Genomic DNA, 20,492 nt, shown 5'->3' with positions numbered 1-20,492 from the left:
CGGTACGGGTCAGACGGCGTCGGTCAGGGCCAGCGAGTGAATGCGGTCCGGGGCGCCCGGGCGGGCGTAGTACCAGCCCTGGGCGGTGTCGCAGCCCAGTTCGCGCAGCTGCTCGGCCTGCGCCCCGGTCTCCACGCCCTCGACGGTGACGGCCAGTTGCAGGCTGTGGGCCAGTGACACGATCCCCTCGACGATCTTGATGTCGACCGGGTCGGCCGGGTGCTGCTGCATGGACTGGGTGAAGGAGCGGTCCAGCTTCAGCACGCTCACCGGGAGCCTGCGCAGGTTCGCCAGGTTGGAGTAGCCGGTGCCGAAGTCGTCCAGGGCGATGTCCACACCCATGTCCGCGAGCTGGCGCAGCGGCTTCAGGAGATCGTCGTCGGCGCCGATCAGCGCGGACTCGGTGACCTCCAGGCACAGGGCGCCCGGCTCCAGGCCGGACCGCTCCAGGACCTCCACCGTGTCGGCCACCAGACCGGGGTGGTGCAGCTGCGTGGGCGAGAGGTTCACGTTGATCCGCAGCGGGCCGCCGGCCCGCGAGCCCGGGTGGCGCTCCTGCCAGAACCTCGCCTGGCGTACGGACTCCGCCATCACCCAGCGGCCGAGCGGCACGATCAGACCGGTGTGCTCGGCGAGCGGGATGAACCGGTCCGGGCCCAGCACGCCGTGCTGCGGATGCGACCAGCGCACCAGCGCCTCCGCCCCGTGCACACTGCCGTCGCCCAGGTGCACCAGCGGCTGATACTCGATGAAGAACTCACCGCGCTCCAGCGCCGCCGGCAGCGCGTTGGTGAGCCCGTGCCGGGTGATCGCCCGGGCGTCGGCCTCCGGGTCGGCCCGCTCGAAGCGGTTGCCGCCCGCCGCCTTGGCCCGGTACATCGTGATGTCGGCGCTGCGCAGCACCTCCGCCGGGCCGCGCTCGTCCGCCGGGCCCTCGACCACACCGATCGATCCGCGCACAGTGAGCTCGCGGCCCTCAAGACGGATCGGCACGGAGAGCACGCCGAGGATGCGGGAGGCCAGTTCGTCGACCTCGCGCAGGGTGTCGGTGCCGGTGGTCAGGGCCACGAACTCGTCGCCGCCGAGCCGCGCCACCATCTCGCCGGGACCGGTCGCACAGCTCTGCAGCCGGTCGGCGACCTCCACCAGGAGCCGGTCGCCCGCCGAGTGGCCGAGGCTGTCGTTGACCGCCTTGAACCCGTCGAGGTCGAGGTAGCAGAGCCCGAATCGCTTGCCCTGGCCCGCCGCGAGCGCCTTGTCCAGGCGCTCGAAGAAGAGGGTGCGGTTGGGCAGGCCGGTCAGGGCGTCGTGGGTGGCCTCGTAGCGCAGCCGCAGATTCAGCAGCCGCCGCTCGGTGGTGTCCTCCAGGAGGGCCAGCTGGTACTGCGGGCGGCCCTCGGCGTCGCGCAGCAGCGAGACCGTCAGATTGGTCCACAGGACGGTGCCGTCGCCGCGGTAGTACGGCTTCTCGACCCGGTAGTGGTCGCGATCGCCCCGGACCAGCTCCTCGTAGAGCTTCCAGACCTGCGGCGCGTCCTCGGGGTGCACCCACTCGCTGACATTGCGGCTGCGGATCTGCCCCTCGACGCCGCCGAACATCCGGGTGAGGGTCTCGTTGACCTCCAGGACGCGGCCTTCGAGGTCGGCGATCCCGATGCCGACGGCGGCGCCCTCGAAGACCGCGCGGAACCGGGCCTCGGTGGTGTGCAGGGCCTCCTCGGCGGCGCTGCGCGCGGCGAGCGCGGAGCGGGCGATGGCCTCCTGCTCGCGCAGGGTGCGCTCGCGCAGCGCCTGGGCGAACCCGGCGGCCAGTGCGTGCTGGAGGCGGGCGCAGCGGGCCCGGGCCTCCTCGGCCCGCAGGTCGCCGCCCGTACCGCAGTACAGGACGAGATAGGAGTCGACCACGCCGAGCGTACGGCTGAGCGCGTCCGGGTCGGTGCAGTGGGCGCCGACCAGGGCGGCGCCGATCTCGTGCGCGGGCGCCGGGTCGAAGTGGCGGCGGTGCAGCGCCTCGATGAGGCGGCGGGCCAGCGGCAGCAGATGGCGCTCGAACTCGGGGCGGGTCAGCGACGTGGCCGTCACCGGGAAGATGGCCCTGCTCCAGATCGTGGCGAACCGTCTGAGCCTGGATTCGGGGCCGTCGGGATCGACGGGCTGCCCGTCCTTCCGGGGCGGGGTGCTCACGCTATACGTCCCACGCCGGCGAACCCCGAGAAGGCATAGGGGTCTTCCTGCTCCGGCGAGGACTCCGGGCGCCACATCGGCATCTGCACCAGACCGGGCGCGACCATCTCGAACCCGTCGAAGAACGTGGCGATCTCGTCGCTCGTCCGCATGACCAGCGGGTTGCGGATGTTGCGGTAGACGCCCACCGCGCCGCCTGCCCGGTCCTCGCTGAGCGGGATGCCCTCGTACGCGGCATGGGTGAGGATCAGCAGGCTGCCGGGGGCGAGCGCGTCGCGCAGCTGGGCGACCGCGGTGCGCGGGTCGTCCGCGTCCTCGACGAAGTGCAGGACCGCCACCAGGAGCAGGGCGACCGGCTGGTCCAGGTCGAGCAGCCGGCCGACCTCGGGGCTGGTGAGGATGTCCTGCGGCTTGCGCAGATCGGCGGCGAGCACGCCCGCCCGCTCGTTGCCGTCCAGGACGGCCCTGCTGTGCGCGACGGCGACCGGGTCGTGGTCGACGTAGACGACCCGCGCCTCGGGGGCGGCGATCTGGGCGACCTCGTGGACGTTGCCGAACGTCGGGATGCCCGAGCCGATGTCCAGGAACTGCGTGATTCCCTCATCCAGGGCGAACCGGACCGCCCGCCGCATGAACGCCCGGTTCGCCTGCATCACCTTCGGCAGTCCGGGGATGAACTCCATGGCCTTGCGCGCGGCTTCCCGGTCGACCTCGAAATTGTGCGAGCCGCCCAGGTAGTAGTCGTAGATGCGGGACACACTCGGCACCGAGATGTCGATGCCCGTAGGGGCCCAGGCAGGACGCTCCATCTATGTCTCCAACAGCTCGCCGCGGGGGGTGTGGTGGCCATGTGCATGGTCAGTGTTCGAGCTGAGGCTACTGATCGTCAGGCAGGAGGGCGAGTAAAAACGGAAAATGCCGATCCGTTATTGGTCACACACAAGTTCGGTCACATCCCCCGGAACGTACGTCGAGCCCGCCACCGCGCGGGGGACACGGTGACGGGCCGACGGCCTTGGGGGGCCTTGCGGGGCTACTTGGTGGTGGCGATCAGCTTTCCCTCGGGCGAGACTGCCCACCAGGTGCCGCCCACGCCCTGGCCGTTGGTGTCACCGGGCTTGCTGTCGCCGGCGTAGGTGTAGATCGGCCAGCAGTTGATGGACTGCTGCTTGATGCCGTCGGGCCGGTTGAAGGTGACGAAGCCCTTCTGGATGATGCCCTCGGTGTCCTTCTTCTCGACCGGCGCGACCACCGGCCACTTCTTGAGGCAGTCCCCGGTGCAGGCCGACTTCATGGGCCAGGCGGAGTCCTTCTTGAACCGGTAGACGGTCATCCCGCGGGAATCGACGATGATCTTGCCGAGCTTGGCGTCGTTACGGACCGACAGACCCGGCAGGCTCGGCGTCTCCGCCTCCGCCCCCGCTTCCGCCCCGGCCCCGGCGCTGTCCGCGGAGGGCGCCGCCTTCTTGCCGTCGGGGGCCGAGGCGTGCCAGGTGCCGCCCACGCCCTGCCCGTTCGCGTCACCGGCCTTGGTGTCCTTGGTGTACCGGTACATCGGCCAGCCGGCGATCGTCAGCTGCTTGCTGCCGTCGGTACGCGCCACCTCGCCGATGAGGCTCGCGTCGGTGCCGGGAGCCGCTGTGACGCTGCCCGCGGGCACGGCCGGCCACAGCTTCGCGCAGTCGCCGTCGCAATTCGACTTGGGCGGACTGGCGGTGTCCTTGTCGAAGCGGTAGAGGGTCATTCCGGCGCTGTCGGTGACCACCTTGCCCAGTTCCTTGCTGTCCCACACCGTGAGCTGTCCGGCCGCCTTGGCGGCCGCCTGATTGGCGGTGCCGGACCCCGAGCCGTAGCCCGCGTCGCCGTATCCGTAGCCGTTTCCGCTCCCCGCGGCCTGGGCGGCGTTGCCGACCGACTGGCCCTTGGGAGAGGCACTTCCCTTGTCCTGGCCGCACGCCGTCGCCGTGAGTGCCAGTACTGCCGCCGCCGTCACCGCGAGCGAGGCGTTGCGCCAGGTTGCCATGTCAACTCCAGTTGGTTCTCTGTTTGTTGTTGCGCCTGGGTGCGCCTTTCATGGCCCTAGGTACGCGTGGCGGCCCCCGGAGCGTTCAAAAGCCTGCGAAAGAATTTTCCCGCCCCCGCCGAACCGCCCCCGGCGGTTCCAAACGCAAACCCGGCCAACCTCCCCCCATCAGGCGAATCCGCGCCGGTCTCATGGCCGAGCGGCCCGCCGGGCCGGATGATCCTGGGCGTGCACGTACCCCACTTGGCGCAACGGCTGCTTTCGGCCGCCGCCCTGGCCCTGCTGCTGACCGGCCCCGCGCCGTACGCGCGCGCGGACGCCTGTGCGTACGCCTCGGTCTCGGGCGGCGCCGGGGACGACTGGGCGGTGGCGGTCGCCGGGGGCGGCATCTGCACGCCGTCGCCCCCGCCGCCCACGCCGAAACCGCCTCCACCGAAGCCGCCCGAACCGAAGCCACCGGTGCCGAAACCCCCGCCGGCGCACCCGCCGGCCCCGCCGAAGCCGGTCCCTCCCCCGCCGCCGGCCCCGCCCGAACCGCAGCCTCCGAAGCCCAGACCGGTGCGGCCCGCGGTACCCGTACCGGCGAACCCCGCGCCCCCGCCGCCCGCGCCCGTGCCGCCGAGCCCCTCGGCCACCCCGCCGCCGCGGCTGCGGCCCGTCGCGCTGCCCGCGTACCGCAGGCCGCCGAGGAAGAAGCCCGAGCCGGGGCTCTCGACGGTGACGCTCACCCTGCTGATCACGGTGCCCGCGGTGGTCGCCGTCGTGGTGCTCCGCCCCCGCTCGAACTAGCCGTCGCCCCCCGGCGCGCCCCGTCCGCGCCGCGCGGCGCCGTTCCCGCTCCACCCTCGTCGGAGGTTCCCCCTTGAAGGACTGGATCGTCCTCTCCATCGCGATGGCCGCCGCGTGCGTCGTCGTGCTGACCATCGTCATCGTCAACCACCGCCGTATCGGCGAGGACGACGACCCCTCCCAGACCCCGGACGTCATGGAGTACATGACGATGATGATGGGAGTGATCTACGCGATCGTCCTCGGCCTCGCCATCGCGGGCGTCTGGGAGGCCCGGGGCGCGGCCTCGGAGACCGTCCGCCAGGAGGCGCAGGCGCTCCACGAGGTCAGCGAGCGCGTCCAGGTCTACCCGGGCCCGGTCCGCGAGCGCATCCGCGCGGACGTCGACTCGTACGTCACCTACGTCGTCCGCTCCGAGTGGCACCACATGGAGGTCTCGGGCGAGCTCGGCGACAAGGGGTCGGTCCTGCTCTCCCAGCTGCGCAAGGACGTCACGGACTACGAGCCCAAGACCGACCACGAGGGCCAGGCGTACCAGCCGCTGGTCGACCAGGTGGCGGCCGTCGACGACGCCCGCAGCACGCGCGGTGCCGGGGCCGGGGCCACGATGCCGGGGGTCGTCTGGTTCGGGCTGATCACCGGGGCCGTGGTGACCGTTGGCCTGATCTTCACGCTCCAGATCCGCCGCACCGGGCGCGAACTGCTGCTCGCCGGGCTGTTCAGCGTGCTCATCGCCTTCCTGCTCTTCCTGATCTGGGACTTCGACGCCCCCTTCGGCCGGGGCCTGTCGGCCACCTCGGCGCCGTTCCGCGACCTCTTTCCCGATCTGTTCACCTGACCGAAATCCCCGGTGACACCCCGACAGGTCCGCCGGGTGGGGGAAGGGAATGCCCCATTCGCCGGACAGCGATCGCGACCGGCGCCGCCCGCTCTTAGCGTGTCGGGCATCGAGGTGCATTTCCCGCTTTTTGTGGAAAACGGTTCCGCAGTGCTCCTCGGGGACCCGGAGGATTGACCATGGGCGCGATACGCATCGCATCCGCCACATTGCTCGGCGCCGCGGCTCTCTCCGTCGCCGCCCCCGCGGCAGCGCTGGCCGCCGATGGCGGCGGCGCGCACGGCAGCAACATCACGTCGTTCGGGTTCAGCGTGACCCCCTCCACCATCGCCCCCGGCGGTACGGTCACGCTGAACGTCACCGGGTGCCCCTCCACCGCCACCGCCTCCTCCGGCGTCTTCAACACGGTGACCATCTCGCCGAACAGCTCCACGACCGCCCAGGTCGACTTCAACGCCAAGCGCGGTGCCACCTACACCGTGACGTTCATGTGCGGCGGCGAGCGGGGCACCACCGATCTCACGATCACCGGCGGTATCCAGACGCTCCGGCCCACCATCAGGCCCACCATCAGCACCACCACCGCGCCCTCGCGCGGTGTGCGGGGCGGCATCGGCGGCACCTCGGAGGGCATCGACAAGGGCGAGATCGCGATCGGCCTCGCACTCGTCGCCGCGGCCGGCGGCGGCCTCATGTTCTATCTGCGCCGCCGTGACAGCTGACAACTGACAACTGACAACTGACAACCAGGGCCTCCCCGGCAGAGAACAGCCGCGAACCGCCCGCCGCCCCGAGTCCTGGCCAGGACTCGGGGCGGCGGGCGGTTCGGCTCTGTCCGGGAGGTTCGGCCGGTCAGACCCGCCCGCCGGTCGTGCGGCGGCGCCGTGCCACGAACACGGCACCGCCGATGGCGGCCAGCGCCACCAGGGACCCGCCGACGGCCATCTCGGTCTGGGTCGGACCGGCGGAGCCGCCGAGCCCGCCCATCGCGCCGCGGCCGGAGAGCACGGTGAAGCTGCGCGTCTCCGTTCTGGGGTTGTCGTTGCAGCGGACCGACAGGTTGTACGACCCGGGGGTGATGTGGTCGTGGATCCTGGCGGTCGCGAATCCGGTGTCCCCGCCCGAGAGGGACGTCGGGGAGAAGGCGTTCGACGTCACGATGCCGCCGTGGCCGCAGCCGTTGGCCGTGATCGTCAGCGTGGAGCCCGGGTGGACCGCGCTCGGGTTGACGGTGACGTTGCTCGGGCCGAAGTTGGCGGAGGCGAGCGGGGCCGAGAGCCCCACCGCCGCGAAGGCGGCCACGGCCACCGGGAGAGCGCGTGCAGCACGCATGGTTGAACCTCCGAGGGAGGGCGCCCCAAAGCCGTGCTCCGGGAAATTCGACGAGTACGCCTCCCATGACGAACCCTCACCGGACGCTCTTCACCTCGCATGTCGCGCTGGTCCACCCTGGTGAGCCGACACGCCGGTGGACGGTCCGCCGATCTGACGGACCTGCAGGTCACAGACCGTCAGAACTTTTATCGGACCATGACACGGATGGGTCACGCGGGTGCCGCCCCCCTGGTGCCGCCCCGAGGGAGCCGTCACCCCCGTCACCACCCGTTCGCACCTCCCTGATCGCCGGAGTGCGATCACGCCCTTACCGTGCCTACAGGTGGCACGGAGGGCTTTGGAGGGAGCGAGATGGGGCAGGAAGAGGGCGGCTCGGAGCATCGGAGGCGGTCGCCGTGGGGGGCGCTCGCCCTGGTGATGCTCACCGGTCTGGCTCTGCTGCGGAACGGCGCCGACGTCACGATGGGCCCCCCGCAGCCCGCGGCGGCCGCCGCGCTGACGGGCAGGCCGGAGGTGTTCGTCGCCGCCACGTCCCTCGCCCCGGTCGAGCCGCTGGCGTACGCGCCGGCCTCCCGGATCAAGATCGGCGCGATCAAGGTCGACGCCCCGGTCATCGAGGTCGGCATCGACCAGGACGGCTGGGTGCAGGCGCCGCCGCCGGACGACCCCAATCTGGCGGGCTGGTACCAGAACGCGATCTCCCCCGGCCAGAACGGCACCGCCGTCATGGTCGGCCACGTCGACACCATGCGGGGCCCCGCCGTCTTCTACGGCCTGGGCTCGCTCAAGAAGGGCAACCACGTCGAGGTGACCCGCTACGACGGGCATGTGGCCGTCTTCGAGGTGTACGGCGTCGAGGTCTACGACAAGAACAACTTCCCGGGTGCCCGGGTGTACGGCGACACCGGGCACCCGGAGCTGCGGGTGATCACCTGCGGCGGCGGCTTCACCCGCGCCAAGGGCTACGACGGCAACGTCGTCGTCTTCGCCCGCATGGTGGGAACCCGCTGAACCGGCCCGGCCTCAGAGCCTGTCTTTGAACCCCCGCCTGCTCAGCGCCGCTTGGGCGGTACGCGCAGGTGGTAGCCCGAGGTGAGCAGCCGGGGCAGATAGGTGCGCAGCGCCGCCACGCTCTGCGAGCGGTCGCCCCCGGCGTCGTGCGAGAGCACCACGACGCCCGGCGCGGCACCGTCCCGGATCCGGCGCACGATCGTGTCGGTGCCGGGCGCCGTCCAGTCGAGGGTGTCGAGGGTCCAGCCCATCGGCTCCATGCCGAGTTCGGCGCCGATCTGGAACGAGTTGCGGTTCCAGGCGCCGTAGGGGGCGCGGAACCACTGCGGCCGCTCCCCGAGCACCTCCTCGACCACCTCGCTGGTGCGGGTCATCTCGTCGCGTACCGCGTCCCGCGACATCTTGATGAGCAGCGGGTGGCTCCAGGAGTGGTTGCCGATCACATGCCCGTCGTCACGCATCTCGCGCAGCAGGTCGCGGTTGTCGGTGGCCATCTCGCCGCAGACGAAGAACATCGCCCGCACGTCGTACTCGCGAAGGGTCCGCAGGATCTCCGGCGTGTAGCGCGGGTCGGGGCCGTCGTCGAAGGTCAGCACCATGGTGTCGGGGCCGAGCTGGGGCATGCTCAGGAACGGCCGGCGCCGCACCGGCGGCAGCGCGGTGCGGTACTGCGGCGGGGCCTCGGCGGTCATCGGTTCGAGGCGGTACGCGGTGGACTTCAGCCGGGGCGCGGCGGCCTGCGGGCCCGCGGCGGGACCGGCGGCCGCTCCCGTGGCCCCGCCCTCCGGCGCGCCGGTGTCCTCGGCCGTCAGCATCCGCAGGGCGGCGGCGGCTCCCAGACAGGCGCCGACGCGCAGGAGCGTGCGACGCCCGGGGAGCATCTGATCCTTTTTCATGACCCATGGCTCGCACGGCACACGGCCCCGGCGGCTGAAGCGCACCGCCCGCGCGGCCGAAAACACCCGTTGGGACGCACCCGGGGCGGACCGTTGACGTGTGTGGCTCAGTGGCGCCGCACCAGCGGGAACGGCAGTGTCTCACGGATCGTCAGGCCGGTGAGGAACATGACGAGCCGGTCCACGCCGATGCCGAGCCCGCCGGTGGGCGGCATGGCGTACTCCAGCGCGTCCAGGAACTCCTCGTCCAGTTCCATCGCCTCCGGGTCACCGCCCGCCGCGAGCAGTGACTGCGCGGTGAGCCGCCGCCGCTGCTCCACGGGGTCGGTCAACTCCGAGTAGGCGGTGCCCAGTTCGGTGCCGAACGCCACCAGGTCCCAGCGCTCGGCGAGGCGGGGGTCACTGCGGTGCTGGCGGGTGAGCGGGGAGACGTCGGTCGGGAAGTCCTTGTAGAACGTGGGCAGCTGGGTCTTCTCCTCGACCAGCCGTTCGTACATCTCCAGGGCCACGTCGCCGCGGGTGTTCTCGGGCGTGTGCGGGACCCCGGCCAGGTCGCAGAGCCGACGCAGCTCCCGCTCGTCGGTGTCGGCGCCGACCTCCTCGCCCAGCGCCTCGGAGAGCGCCCCGTACAGCGTCTTGACCGGCCACGGGCCGGAGATGTCGTGCTCCACGAGCCGCCCGTCGGGACCGGCCTTGCGTGCCACCGGCGCGCCGAACGCGGCGGTCGCCGCGCCCTGGATGAGCTCGCGGGTCAGATCGAGCATCACGTCGTAGTCGGCGAAGGCCTGGTAGGCCTCCAGCATCGTGAACTCGGGGTTGTGCTTGTACGAGACGCCCTCGTTGCGGAAGGTGCGGCCCATCTCGAAGACCTTCTCGACCCCGCCGACGCACAGCCGCTTCAGATACAGCTCGGGGGCGATCCGCAGATACAGGTCCAGGTCGTAGGCGTTGATGTGGGTGGTGAAGGGGCGGGCGTTGGCGCCGCCGTGGATCTGCTGGAGCATCGGGGTCTCGACCTCCAGATAGCCGCGGTCCAGCAGTCCCTGGCGCAGCGCCTGGACCGCGGTGGAGCGGGCCCGTACGACGTCGCGGGCCTCGGGCCGGGCCACCAGGTCGAGGTAGCGGCGGCGCACCCGGGCCTCGGGGTCGGCCAGGCCGAGCCGTTTGTCGGGCAGCGGGCGCAGACACTTTCCGGTCATCTGCCAGCCGGTGACGAAGAGCGAGTACTCGCCCTTGACCGTGGTGCCGGTGGTGCCCGTGGCGGTGATGTGGTCGCCGAGGTCGACGTCGCGGGTGAAGCGGTCGAGGACGTCCACGCCCGTGCCGTCCCGGGTGAACGCCAGCTGGAGGTCGCCCGACCAGTCGCGCAGCACGGCGAAGACGACGCCGCCGAAGTCGCGTACGGCCATCACGCGCCCGGCCACCGTGGCGGCCGTTCCCGCACCGGCCTCCCGCAGCTCCGCCAGGGTGTGCGTGCGCGGCGGAATGACCACCGGATACGGTTCGGTGCCCTCGGCGCGCAGCCGCTCCAGCTTGGTGTGGCGCACCCGCACCTGGTCGGGCAGCTGCCGCTCCCCCGTCCCCTCGGCGCCCGGCCCGGACAGGCCGAGCGCCTCGATGGACGGCAGGCCCTCGGTGGTGCCCGGGCTGGTGACGCCCCTGGGATGCCCCTTGCCCCACAGCTTGCGCAGACTGGGTACGGAGACGAAGCCCTCGGCGATGCCGGAGGCGAGCCCGACGCGGGCGAGGGAGCCCGCGTCCCCGTAGCAGAGGAAGCGCGGGAACCACTGCGGCTGGTACTTCACGTTCGACCGGTACAGCGCCTCCAGCTGCCACCACTTGGAGAAGAACAGCAGCAGCCTGCGCCACAGCCGCAGCACCGGGCCCGCGCCGATCCGGGCGCCCTCCTCGAAGGCCGAGCGGAACACGGCGAAGTTGAGCGAGATCCGCCGTACGCCCAGCTTCGGCGCGTACGCGCAGAGCTCGGCCACCATGAACTCCATGACACCGTTGGGCGCGCTGCGGTCGCGCCGCATCAGGTCCAGCGAGATGCCGTCCGGGCCCCACGGCACGAACGAGAGCAGCGCGATGAGCGTGCCGTCGGCGGCGAAGGCCTCGACAAGCAGGCAGTCGCCGTCGGCCGGGTCGCCGAGGCGGTCGAGCGCCATGGAGAAGCCGCGTTCGGTCTCGGTGTCGCGCCAGGCGTCGGCCCGGTCGACGATCTGGCCCATCTCCTCGTCGGTGAGCGCCGAGTGGCGGCGGATGCGGGTGGTGGCGCCGGTGCGGGCGACGCGGCGCACTGCCTGCCGGGTGACCCGCATCTCGCGGCCGTCCAGGTCGAACCGCGCGACGTGCAGGATCGCCTCGTCGCCCAGCTGCATGGCGCCCAGACCGTGCCGGGCGTAGACGGTGGCGCCCTCCTCGGAGGCGCCCATCACCGCGGGCGCCCAGGCGTACTTCCTGGCCACGTCCAGCCAGGCGGCGATGGCGGGCCCCCACGCCCCGGGGTCGCCGACCGGGTCGCCGCTGGCCAGCGCGACCCCGGCCTCCACCCGGTAGGTGACGGCCGCCTTGCCGCTCGGCGAGAACACGACCGCCTTGTCGCGGCGGGTGGCGAAGTAGCCGAGCGAGTCCTCCCGGCCGTAGGCGCGCAGCAGGGCCCGGATGCGCGGCTCCTCGTCGCCGTGCAGCGCGGCCTCCATGCGCTGCGAGCGGAAGAGCGTGGTGGCCGCGCTGAGCAGAGCGATCGCGCCGAAAAGGCCGAGGAAGAAGTAGAGCGGGCGGGGCGGGCGGCCGTCGAACTGGCCGCTGGAGGCGAGCCCGCCGAGCACCCGGTTGGTGGCCCACAGCAGCCGCTGGCCGCGCGGGAGCGTGCCGGGGAAGATCTCCACAAGAGCCCAGCCGGCCAGGACGCCCGCGGCGAGGCCGAGCACCAGGACGAGCAGCGCCCGGTGGACGGCGCCGCGCCGGGTCTCGGCGTAGAACTCGCCGCGCGCCAGGATCAGCACGACGAGCGCGGCGCCGCACACGATGCCGTTGGCGGCCCACATCCACTCGGCGACGGCGACGAGCAGCACATCGGCGAGGAAGAGCAGCCCGAGGTAGCCGACCACCAGCCACCAGGCGACCTTCTTGCGGGCGCCGATCGCGGCGGCGAGCAGCAGCAGGAAGACGGCGTAGGCGAGGTTGGCGCTGACGGGGACGGTGACCCGGTCGAGAAACCAGGAGACCGGCCGCAGCCACCTGCGCAGGGCGGGCACCAGCGCGATGACCCCGCAGAACAGCCCGAGCCCGGCGAAGAACATCGCGAAGGCCTCCGGCACCCGGCTCAGGAACCGGGACCGCGAGGGTGTCCGGGCCCGTGCCGGTATGGGCGTCTCCTCGCTGACACTCATGCCCTGCACTCTAGGGAGCGGCACGCCGGGCCGCCTGTCGGGAGCGGCGCGCCGCGGAGTTAGCCTCGTTCGTGTGACAGCACCCTTCGAACGCGGTACGGACGGTCCCAAGGTCATCGTCGTCGGGGTGGACGGCTCCGACTCCTCGCTGCGCGCGGCGGCGTACGCGAGCGGTCTGGCCCGGCGCCAGCACGCACTGCTCGCGGTGGTCTACGTCCAGCCCCTGGTGACCGCGGGCGCCGCGATGGGGGCGCCGGTCGCCGACACCACCGGGGAGATCGCCGAGGGTCTCGCCGAGGAGATCCGCGCGGCGGCGGAACGGGTGAGGGACATCTGGACCGTGCGCTGGGAGTTCCACACCCTGCGCGGCGACGCGTACGGGGGCCTGGTGACGGCCGCGGACTCGCTGAAGGCGGATGCGGTGGTGGTGGGCGCGTCGGAGTCGGCGGGGCACCGGATCGTGGGGTCGGTGGCGGTACGGCTGGTGAAGGCGGGGCGGTGGCCGGTGACGGTGGTGCCGTAGCCTCAGCCCGGTCTTTGTCTGCGGGCCGTCTGTGGCTGGTCGCTCCCCCAAGCTCTCGGCTTCGCTCGAACAGGGGGGACCCCCATCGCGGCGGAGCCGCACATGTCACAGCCCCGCGCTCCCCGGGGGGGCTCGCACACCAACCGGGGTCCGGGGCGCAGCCCTACCGCTCCGCCATCCTCAACCCGTCCCTCGCCGCACCCCGCCCCAGCACCGCCTCCCGGATCTCCGTTTCGGCCGTGCGGTAGTCCTCCCGGTCGGGGGAGGTGCGCAGGGCCTCGGGGAGGTTGACGACGCGGCCGCGGTCCGCGTCGACCCACTGGGGGACGAACTCCGCCTTGGTGACCTCCCAGCGCGCCCCCGCCCGCGCGGGCGGCGCGAACGTGAAGCGGGCGATGGAGCTCATGTTGCCGCGCGGGTCGCGCGCGCCGGTGTTGTTGAACATCTCCCCGGCGATCTGGTCGCCCTCGCCGTAGACGATCCAGGTGCCGTTGACCTTCTCGTACGCCTGCGGGATGTGCGCGTGCGTGCCCAGGATCAGGTCGATGTCGGGGCGGCCGCCGGTGCGGGAGGCGGTGAGCGCCCTGCCGAGCTGGAGCTGCTGCTCGTCGGGCTCGGTCTGCCACTCGGTGCCCCAGTGGAGGCTGACGACGACCACGTCGGCCCCCGCCCCGCGGGCCGCGCGCGCGTCCGCGAGGATCTTCTGCTCGTCGATGAGGTGGACGGCCCACGGCTGCCCGTCCGGCATCGGATAGCCGTTGGTGTCGTACGTGTACGCCAGCTGGGCGACCTTGGCGCCGCCCGCCTCCAGCAGGGCGGGCGTCGCGGACTCCGTGGCGGTGCGGCCCGAACCGGTGTGCTTGAGGCCTGCCTTGTCGAAGGCGCGCAGGGTCCGGGCGATCCCGTCGGCCCCGTCGTCGAGGCTGTGGTTGGACGCGGTCGAGCAGGAGTCGTACCCGGTGTCCTTGAGCGCGGCGGCCACCTGCGGCGGCGACTTGAACGCCGGATAGCCGGTGAAGGGCCCGCCGTCCGGCCCGTACACCGTCTCCATGTGACAGATCGCCAGGTCCGCCCGGGAGATGAGCGGTTTGACCCCGGCGAGCATCGGCCGGAAGTCGTAGCCGTCCCCGCTCGCGTCGGCCGCGGCGCGCTCGATGGTCGAGGAGTGCGGCAGTACGTCACCGGTCGCGACCAGCGTGAACGCGCGCGGCCCCGCAGTCGCCGAGCCGCCGGCCGGTGACGGAGTGCCGGGCCGCTCGGAGTCCTGGTGGTACGGCAGGCGCGCGGGGGCGGGGTGCTCCGCCGCGCACCCGGCGGTCGCGGCGAGGGCGAGGGCCGCGACGGCCGCCGTCCGCCGGCTCGTTCTGCTGGTCATGGCACCGGGCTCCACGGGTCGGAAATGCCTGATTGATTATCAGATATCCACATCATGCATATCTGGCCCGATTCCCCAACCGTTCGCCGCACCATTCGCCGCTCCATTCGACCGTTCGTCGCATGTCGCGGTCCGGCGGCTGTCCCTTCGCGCCCGGCTGCGCTCGGATACGGCTGCGGCCTGCGGATTCTCGGGAAGGAGCACCACGGTGAGCACGGGTATCCCGGATGCGGCCCCACGGTCGGACGCGGCCCCACGAGGTGCGGCGCCGCCGCGGCGGTACACCCGCGAGCCCGATCTGGCGGCGCTCCAGCGCGAGCACGGCCCCGCCCTGATGCACTTCCTGCTCGGCCTCACCTACGGCGACCGGCAGCGCGCCGAGGACCTGCTCCAGGAGACGCTGGTACGGGCCTGGCAGCACCCGGAGGCGTTCGAGGGCCCGTACGCCTCGATGCGGCCGTGGCTGTTCACCGTCGCGCGGCGCCTCGCGATCGACGCCCGCAGGAACCGGCAGGCGCGGCCGGTCGAGGTGCACGACGCCGTGCTCGACGCGCGCGTGGAGGCGCAGGACGACCACGCCGAGCGGTCGACGGCGGCGCTCGACGTGCGGGACGCGGTGCGCACCCTGAGCCCCGAGCACCGGGCGGTGCTGGCGCAGATCTACTTCCGGGGGCTGAGCGTGGCCGAGGCGGCCGAAGTCCTGGGGGTGCCGTGCGGCACCGTCAAGTCCCGTTCGTACTATGCTCTGCGGGCCCTGGCGCGGGTCCTGCCGGGCTACTCGTCCGGCGGCCCGTCCGCCAGGTCCTCCTCGGAGAGCAGGGCAAGCATCGAGGGTGCCTCCGCGACCTCCAGGTAGGCCGCGCGGCAGCCGGGGCAGATGCGCAGATGACCGGCGACCCGGCGGTCCTCGTCCGGCGCGAGGGCGCCGAGGACGTACGCGCCGAGCAACTGCCGCACATGCATGGGCACCTCGTGTGGGACGACGGATCCTGCCCTTCTGGCCACGGCGGGCACGCGCCCCCGGTTCAATGCTCCCTGGAGCTCCCTGGAGCGCCTGGACAGTCGATGAAAGAGGCGAGACGGAATGCGTCCGGAGGGTACGAACGGGACCAGTGGTGGAGAGCTGCTGGTGCCGATGGCATGGATGTACGCGGAGTACATCGCCGACGAATTACTGCGCACCGGCGATCTGATGCCGCCGACGACGCTCGAATTCAGGGCTGGACGCAACGCCTTGGCGTTGACGATCTTCCTGTCGGACGGCGCGGTCGGCGGCGCGCGGGTGGTGGCCCGGCTCGACGAGTGGAGTTCGCTGACCGCGGCCGGCCGGCCGTGGCACAGATGGGTCCGCGAGCGCCTTCACGAGCGGGAGGCGGCCGGGTCCGGCCCCGACCTGGCGCTGGCGCGGGACGCGTGGCGGTGGCTGGAGGAGACCGAGCTGCTGGCCACGGACCTGGACGCGGTGGTGCCGGGCGGGGTCGACCCGCGGGCCGAGGTCGAGGACGAGCCGCGGGTGTGGACCCCGGCGTGGGAACTCGGCCTGCCGCTCGGGCATCTGGCGATCCATCTGTTCTGACGCACCATCAGAACGTAAGCGGGCGGATCGTCAGCGACCGCCGCGACGCAGCAGCTGGTCGCGGAGGGTACGCGCATGGCGGCGGCTGACGGGGAGCTCGGCCCCGCCGATGCGGACGGTCATGCTGCCCGCCTCCAGGCGCAGTTCGTCGATCCCGGCGAGCGCCACGAGATGGCTGCGGTGGATGCGCACGAACCCGTGCGCGCGCCAGCGGTCCTCCAGCGTGGAGAGCGGCACGCGCACGAGATGGCTGCCGGAGCCGGTGTGCAGCCGGGCGTAGTCGCCCTGCGCCTCGGCGTACGCGATGTCGGCGACGGCCAGGAACCGGGTGACGCCACCGAGCTCGACGGCTATGTGGGCCGCCGGGGACTCGTGGACCTCCGGGACCGAAGGGGCGCGGTCGCCCGTCATCTCGGCCACCCGGCGCACCGCCTCCGCGAGCCGCTCCCTGCGGACGGGCTTGAGTACGTAGTCGACCGCCTTCAGGTCGAACGCCTGGACGGCGAAGCCCTCGTGCGCGGTGACGAAGACGATCAGCGGCGGCCGCGCGAACCCGGCGAGCAGCCGGGCGATGTCGAGTCCGGTGAGCCCCGCCATGTGGATGTCGAGGAAGACGACGTCGACGCCCTGCTCGTCGTCCGGCCCGGCGTCCAGCGCGCCCCCGATCAGGCGCAGCGCGTCGGTGGCCCCGGTGGCGCCCTCGGCGCTGCGGATCCGCGGATCGGCGCGCAGGAGGTACAGAAGCTCTTCGAGGGCGGGGGCTTCGTCGTCGACGGCCAGTACGCGCAGCATGCGGTCGGATTGTAGGTGCGCCGACTGCTTACTGTCCCTTCCCGTGTGACTTGAGTGATTGGGCCGCCGTCTGCGTACCAGACGGCATGAGGCCGCTGGAACTCCACCGGGACGTCGGGGCGTACGCGCTCGGTGTGCTCGGTGTCGCCGACACCTTCCGCTTCGAGGAGCACCTGGCGGGGTGCGCGCACTGCGCACGCCTGCTGGACGAGCTCGGGAGCGTGGAGGCGCTGCTCGCCGCGTACGCCCGCTGGACGCCCCCCGGGGTGGATCCGGTCGCCGCGCCGTCGCCCGGGCTGCTGCACTCGGCGCTCGGCGCGGTCGTCGTCCGGCTGCGGGCCCAGCGCCGAAGGCGGCTCGGGCTGCTGGTGGCCGCGGCGGCGCTGGTGGTGGGCGCGCCCTTCGCCGCCCTGAACCTGATGGCGGACCCGGCGGCGCCGCACTGGACGGCGACCGCGTCGGCGCCCGGGGTGACGGCGACGCTGGCGGCCGCGCCCACCGGGTTCGGCACCGACGTCGGGCTCGACGTGGGCGGGGTGCGCGGCCCGGCGGTGTGCACGCTGGTCGCGGTGGGGCGCGGCGGCGAGGAGGACACGGTGGCGACCTGGGCGGTACGGGACGGGGCCCAGGTGACGATGCGGGGGGCCGCGGCGCTGGCGCCCGCCGACATCTCCCGCTTCGAGGTGCGGACCCAGGACGGGGCCCGGCTCGCGACGCTGACCAGATCTGGGTGAGCGCCCCGCCGGAAACGGGGTTCGTCGGCTGCGGACTGCCCGTGGCTGGTCGCGCGGCTACTTGAGCAGCTTGGACATCCGGCGGTCGGCGAGGACCTTGCCGCCGGTCTGGCAGGTGGCGCAGTACTGGAGCGAGGAGTCCGCGAAGGAGACCTCGCGGACGGTGTCGCCGCAGACCGGGCAGGGTTCGCCGGTCCGGCCGTGCACCCGCATCCCGCTCTTCTTCTCCGCCTTGAGACGGCCCGCCGCGAGCCCGCGCGAGCGCTCCACCGCATCGGCGAGAGTGGCGCGGACCGCCTCGTACAGCGTGGCGATCTCGTCGTCGGTGAGCCGGTCCACCGGCTTGAACGGCGACATCCGCGCCACGTGGAGGATCTCGTCGCTGTAGGCGTTGCCGATCCCGGCGATCAGCGACTGGTCGCGCAGCGCGCCCTTGAGCCGGCGCCGCTCCCCCGCCAGCAGCCCGGCGAACCGGTCGCGGCCGAAGTCCGGGGCGAGCGGGTCGGGCCCGAGCCGGGCGATGCCGGGCACCTCCCCCGGGTCGTGGACCAGGTACGCGGCGAGGCTCTTGCGGGTGCCCGCCTCCGTCAGGTCGAACCCGGCGCCGCCCTCCAGCGCGACCCGCAGCGCCAGCGGTCCCTTGCCGGGGCGCGGCGGCTCGGTGGGCAGCGCGTCCTGCCAGCGCAGCCAGCCGGCGCGGGCCAGATGAACCACCAGATGGAGGCCGTCGGCGTCGATGTCGAGGAACTTGCCGTACCGCCCCACCCCGGTGACCGCCCGTCCGCCGAGGGCGCCGACCGGCGGGTCGTACGTCTTGAGGACGCTGATCGCGACCGGCAGCGCGCGGGCGATCCGGTGGCCGACGAGATGCGTGGCGAGGAAGTCACGGAGCGCTTCAACTTCGGGCAATTCCGGCATACCTCACAGATTAACCAGCCCCGCGAGCTCCTCGCTCAGCCATGTAACGGATAGTTACCGTCCAGTAGCGCGCTCCGGGACGATGAACTCGCACCACACGCACTTGCCGCTGCCCCTCGACTCCACGCCCCACACGTCCGCCAGCCGGTCCACCAGCATCAGACCGCGCCCCGACACCCCGGAGTCGCCCGCCTCGCGGCGGCGCGGCAGGGCGCTGGAGCGGTCCTCGACCTCGACGCGCATACGCCGCTCGGGCCCGGCCAGGACCCGTACGGTCACGATGGCGCCGCCGTCGGTGTGCATCAGCGCGTTGGTGATCAGCTCGTCGGCGGCCAGCTCGATCTCGTCGGCCCGCTCCCGGGCGCCCCACGCCCGCACCGCGGCCCGGATCATATGGCGCGAGGAGCTCAGCGCCTCCGGGTCGTTCTGCGCCACGTGCTGCTGGAGCCGGCCGCCGCTCTGCGGGGCCTCCAGGGCGCGCCGGCGCAGGAGCAGCAGCGCCACGTCGTCGTCGCCCGCCCGGTCGTCGACCACGTCGCACAGCCGGTCGGCGAGCTCCTGGAGGTCGCCGGGCCCCGACCGCACCAGCGCGGCCAGCAGCTGCATCCCGTCGTCGAGGTCGGCCCCGGGCTGCTCGACCAGGCCGTCGGTGTACAGCAGCAGGGTCTGGCCGGGGTCCAGCTCGATGGTGGAGACCGGGTATTCGAGCCGCCCGAACTCGGCCGACAGGCCCAGCGGGAGACCGCCCTCGACCGGGAGTCTGCGGCAGCTGCCGTCGGCGTACCGCAGCAGCGGGTCGACGTGTCCGGCCCGTACGAGCTGGACGACCCCGGTCGACAGGTCCGCCTCGGCGTAGGTGCAGGTCGCGAAGCGGTCGGTGTCCAGCTCGTGCAGGAACACCGAGGCGCGGGCCATCACGGTGGCCGGGGTGTGCCCCTCGGCGGCGTAGGCGCGCAGCACGATCCGCAGCTGGCCCATCACGGCGGCGGCGTGCGTGTCATGGCCCTGGACGTCGCCGATGACCGCGCCGACGCGGCCGCCGGGCAGCGGGATGACGTCGTACCAGTCGCCGCCGATGTCCCGGCCGAGCCGGGCCGAGCGGTAGCGCACGGCGATCTGGGCGCCGGGCACCTCGGGGATGCGGCGCGGCAGCATGGCCTGCTGGAGCCCCTCGGCGAGGTCGTGCTCCTGCTCGTACAGGACCGCCCGCTGGAGGCTCTGCGCGATGGAACTGCCCAGCGCCACCAGGAGGTTGCGCTCGTCGGCGGTGAACCCGGTCTTGTCGCTGTAGAGCAGGCCGAGGGCGCCGATCGGGCGGGCCTGGGCGATCAGCGGCAGATAGGCGGCGGCGGTGATGCCGAGGCCGCTGATGTGCGGCCACAGACGGGGGTAGGACCTGGCGAAGTCGTCCGCGGTCTGGATGAACCGGGGGGCCAGGGTGCGCACGACCTCGCTCATCGGGTACTGCTCGTCGACCCGGGTCCAGCGGGTGCCGGGCACGAAGCTGTCCTCGGGGCCCTCGGCCACCAGATGGATCCGGCCGGCCTCCAGGAGCCCCATCACCAGGCTGGTGGCGCCCAGGTGCTCCAGGCCGTGCGAGCCCTTGAGCACGTCGATGACGTCCTGCACGGTACGGGCGTGCGCCAGGGCCGCCGTAGTGCTGTCGACCACGCTGGTATTGCGGCGGTGGTGCTCGTCGTCGGCGGCGGGGCGGTCGGAGTACTCGGTGAGCTCCTGGGTGGCGTCCCGGACCACGCCGATGATGCGCTGCGGGCGGCCGGTGGCGTCCCGCCGCACGTACCCCTGGGTGTGCGTCCAGCGCGCGGTGCCGTCGCGCAGCCGGACGCGGAAGTACGCGCCGTAGTGGACGCTGCCGTTCTTCAGCGCCTGCGATACCAGGGCGTCGAGCCGGGTCGCCTCGGCCGGGGTCACCCGGCTGCCCAGCGTCTCGGGCCGGCCGTCGTACTCCTCGGGCTCCATGTCGAAGACGTCGAGCGCCGACCGGTCCATGTGCAGCTGCCCGCTGGTGAGGTCCCAGTCGAAGGTGCCCATGCGGTTGAGGGCGAGGCTGAGACCCGGGGCCGCGGGCCACTCGTCCATCGT

Annotated in this window: 19 protein-coding genes; 8 read left to right on the top strand and 11 right to left on the bottom strand. The window is 72.6% G+C overall.

Features of this window, described 5'->3' with window-relative positions:
- Positions 1 to 9: 9 nt before the first annotated feature.
- The 3 genes from OG965_RS33640 to OG965_RS33630 all read right to left on the bottom strand — a co-directional run bounded on the left by OG965_RS33640 (position 10) and on the right by OG965_RS33630 (position 4,207).
- Positions 10 to 2,184 (bottom strand): putative bifunctional diguanylate cyclase/phosphodiesterase, encoded by a 2,175-nt coding sequence (locus OG965_RS33640; protein WP_371655824.1) that lies wholly within the window; start codon positions 2,182 to 2,184, stop codon positions 10 to 12.
- The gene (locus OG965_RS33635; protein WP_371655823.1) at positions 2,181 to 2,993 is read right to left on the bottom strand and encodes an SAM-dependent methyltransferase; all 813 of its coding nucleotides are present in this window, start codon (positions 2,991 to 2,993) and stop codon (positions 2,181 to 2,183) included. Before OG965_RS33635 ends, OG965_RS33640 begins: the two co-directional genes overlap by 4 nt.
- A 224-nt stretch (positions 2,994 to 3,217) precedes the next feature.
- On the bottom strand, positions 3,218 to 4,207 hold the full coding sequence (locus OG965_RS33630; protein ID WP_371655822.1) for an SCO0930 family lipoprotein: 990 nt from the start codon (positions 4,205 to 4,207) through the stop codon (positions 3,218 to 3,220).
- A gap of 228 nt (positions 4,208 to 4,435) precedes the next feature.
- Here OG965_RS33630 and OG965_RS33625 point away from each other — a divergent pair, with 228 nt between their 5' ends.
- From OG965_RS33625 to OG965_RS33615, 3 genes are all read left to right on the top strand, one after another.
- Positions 4,436 to 4,996, top strand: coding sequence for a hypothetical protein (locus tag OG965_RS33625; protein ID WP_371655821.1), 561 nt, complete (start codon positions 4,436 to 4,438; stop codon positions 4,994 to 4,996).
- A 73-nt stretch (positions 4,997 to 5,069) separates the two neighbouring features.
- The gene (locus tag OG965_RS33620) at positions 5,070 to 5,834 is read left to right on the top strand and encodes a hypothetical protein (RefSeq protein WP_371655820.1); all 765 of its coding nucleotides are present in this window, start codon (positions 5,070 to 5,072) and stop codon (positions 5,832 to 5,834) included.
- 179 nt (positions 5,835 to 6,013) lie between these two features.
- On the top strand, positions 6,014 to 6,556 hold the full coding sequence (locus OG965_RS33615) for a hypothetical protein (RefSeq protein WP_371655819.1): 543 nt from the start codon (positions 6,014 to 6,016) through the stop codon (positions 6,554 to 6,556).
- 130 nt (positions 6,557 to 6,686) lie between these two features.
- Here the strand turns inward: OG965_RS33615 and OG965_RS33610 are convergent, their stop codons facing one another.
- Complete coding sequence (locus tag OG965_RS33610) at positions 6,687 to 7,166, bottom strand: hypothetical protein (RefSeq protein WP_371655818.1); 480 nt, start codon at positions 7,164 to 7,166, stop codon at positions 6,687 to 6,689.
- A gap of 354 nt (positions 7,167 to 7,520) precedes the next feature.
- On the opposite strand from OG965_RS33610, the gene OG965_RS33605 reads away from it, so the two are divergent.
- Positions 7,521 to 8,180 (top strand): class F sortase, encoded by a 660-nt coding sequence (locus tag OG965_RS33605; protein ID WP_371655817.1) that lies wholly within the window; start codon positions 7,521 to 7,523, stop codon positions 8,178 to 8,180.
- A 41-nt stretch (positions 8,181 to 8,221) separates the two neighbouring features.
- On the opposite strand, the gene OG965_RS33600 is transcribed toward OG965_RS33605, so the two are convergent.
- Together OG965_RS33600 and lysX are read right to left on the bottom strand one after the other, a co-directional pair.
- Positions 8,222 to 9,076: a polysaccharide deacetylase family protein gene (locus tag OG965_RS33600; protein WP_371655816.1), complete on the bottom strand. Its 855-nt coding sequence runs from the start codon at positions 9,074 to 9,076 to the stop codon at positions 8,222 to 8,224.
- Positions 9,077 to 9,183: 107 nt separating this feature from the next.
- Positions 9,184 to 12,471, bottom strand: coding sequence for a bifunctional lysylphosphatidylglycerol synthetase/lysine--tRNA ligase LysX (gene lysX / locus OG965_RS33595; RefSeq protein ID WP_371655815.1), 3,288 nt, complete (start codon positions 12,469 to 12,471; stop codon positions 9,184 to 9,186).
- A 73-nt stretch (positions 12,472 to 12,544) separates the two neighbouring features.
- On the opposite strand from lysX, the gene OG965_RS33590 reads away from it, so the two are divergent.
- A complete protein-coding gene (locus tag OG965_RS33590) occupies positions 12,545 to 12,994 on the top strand; it encodes a universal stress protein (RefSeq protein WP_371655814.1) in 450 nt (149 codons plus the stop codon).
- A gap of 163 nt (positions 12,995 to 13,157) precedes the next feature.
- Here OG965_RS33590 and OG965_RS33585 read toward each other — a convergent pair whose 3' ends face one another.
- Positions 13,158 to 14,369: a CapA family protein gene (locus tag OG965_RS33585; protein WP_371655813.1), complete on the bottom strand. Its 1,212-nt coding sequence runs from the start codon at positions 14,367 to 14,369 to the stop codon at positions 13,158 to 13,160.
- 298 nt (positions 14,370 to 14,667) lie between these two features.
- Here OG965_RS33585 and OG965_RS33580 point away from each other — a divergent pair, with 298 nt between their 5' ends.
- A complete protein-coding gene (locus OG965_RS33580; RefSeq protein ID WP_371657131.1) occupies positions 14,668 to 15,225 on the top strand; it encodes a sigma-70 family RNA polymerase sigma factor in 558 nt (185 codons plus the stop codon).
- On the opposite strand, the gene OG965_RS33575 is transcribed toward OG965_RS33580, so the two are convergent.
- Positions 15,144 to 15,332 (bottom strand): zf-HC2 domain-containing protein, encoded by a 189-nt coding sequence (locus OG965_RS33575; protein ID WP_371655812.1) that lies wholly within the window; start codon positions 15,330 to 15,332, stop codon positions 15,144 to 15,146. The two genes, OG965_RS33580 and OG965_RS33575, sit on opposite strands and share 82 nt — an antisense overlap.
- Positions 15,333 to 15,453: 121 nt before the next feature.
- On the opposite strand from OG965_RS33575, the gene OG965_RS33570 reads away from it, so the two are divergent.
- A complete protein-coding gene (locus tag OG965_RS33570; RefSeq protein WP_371655811.1) occupies positions 15,454 to 15,945 on the top strand; it encodes a hypothetical protein in 492 nt (163 codons plus the stop codon).
- A gap of 30 nt (positions 15,946 to 15,975) precedes the next feature.
- Here the strand turns inward: OG965_RS33570 and OG965_RS33565 are convergent, their stop codons facing one another.
- Positions 15,976 to 16,737 (bottom strand): LytR/AlgR family response regulator transcription factor, encoded by a 762-nt coding sequence (locus tag OG965_RS33565; protein WP_371655810.1) that lies wholly within the window; start codon positions 16,735 to 16,737, stop codon positions 15,976 to 15,978.
- A gap of 86 nt (positions 16,738 to 16,823) precedes the next feature.
- On the opposite strand from OG965_RS33565, the gene OG965_RS33560 reads away from it, so the two are divergent.
- On the top strand, positions 16,824 to 17,471 hold the full coding sequence (locus OG965_RS33560) for a zf-HC2 domain-containing protein (RefSeq protein ID WP_371655809.1): 648 nt from the start codon (positions 16,824 to 16,826) through the stop codon (positions 17,469 to 17,471).
- 57 nt (positions 17,472 to 17,528) lie between these two features.
- Here OG965_RS33560 and OG965_RS33555 read toward each other — a convergent pair whose 3' ends face one another.
- Positions 17,529 to 18,389, bottom strand: coding sequence for an Fpg/Nei family DNA glycosylase (locus OG965_RS33555; protein ID WP_371655808.1), 861 nt, complete (start codon positions 18,387 to 18,389; stop codon positions 17,529 to 17,531).
- A gap of 54 nt (positions 18,390 to 18,443) precedes the next feature.
- A complete protein-coding gene (locus OG965_RS33550; protein WP_371655807.1) occupies positions 18,444 to 20,489 on the bottom strand; it encodes a SpoIIE family protein phosphatase in 2,046 nt (681 codons plus the stop codon).
- Positions 20,490 to 20,492 lie beyond the last annotated feature (3 nt).

It is taken from the genome of Streptomyces sp. NBC_00224 (genome assembly GCF_041435195.1).
GTDB lineage: Bacteria > Actinomycetota > Actinomycetes > Streptomycetales > Streptomycetaceae > Streptomyces.
The sequence above is the reverse complement of the archived record's forward strand: the minus strand, read 5'-3'. Positions and strand labels throughout refer to the sequence as shown.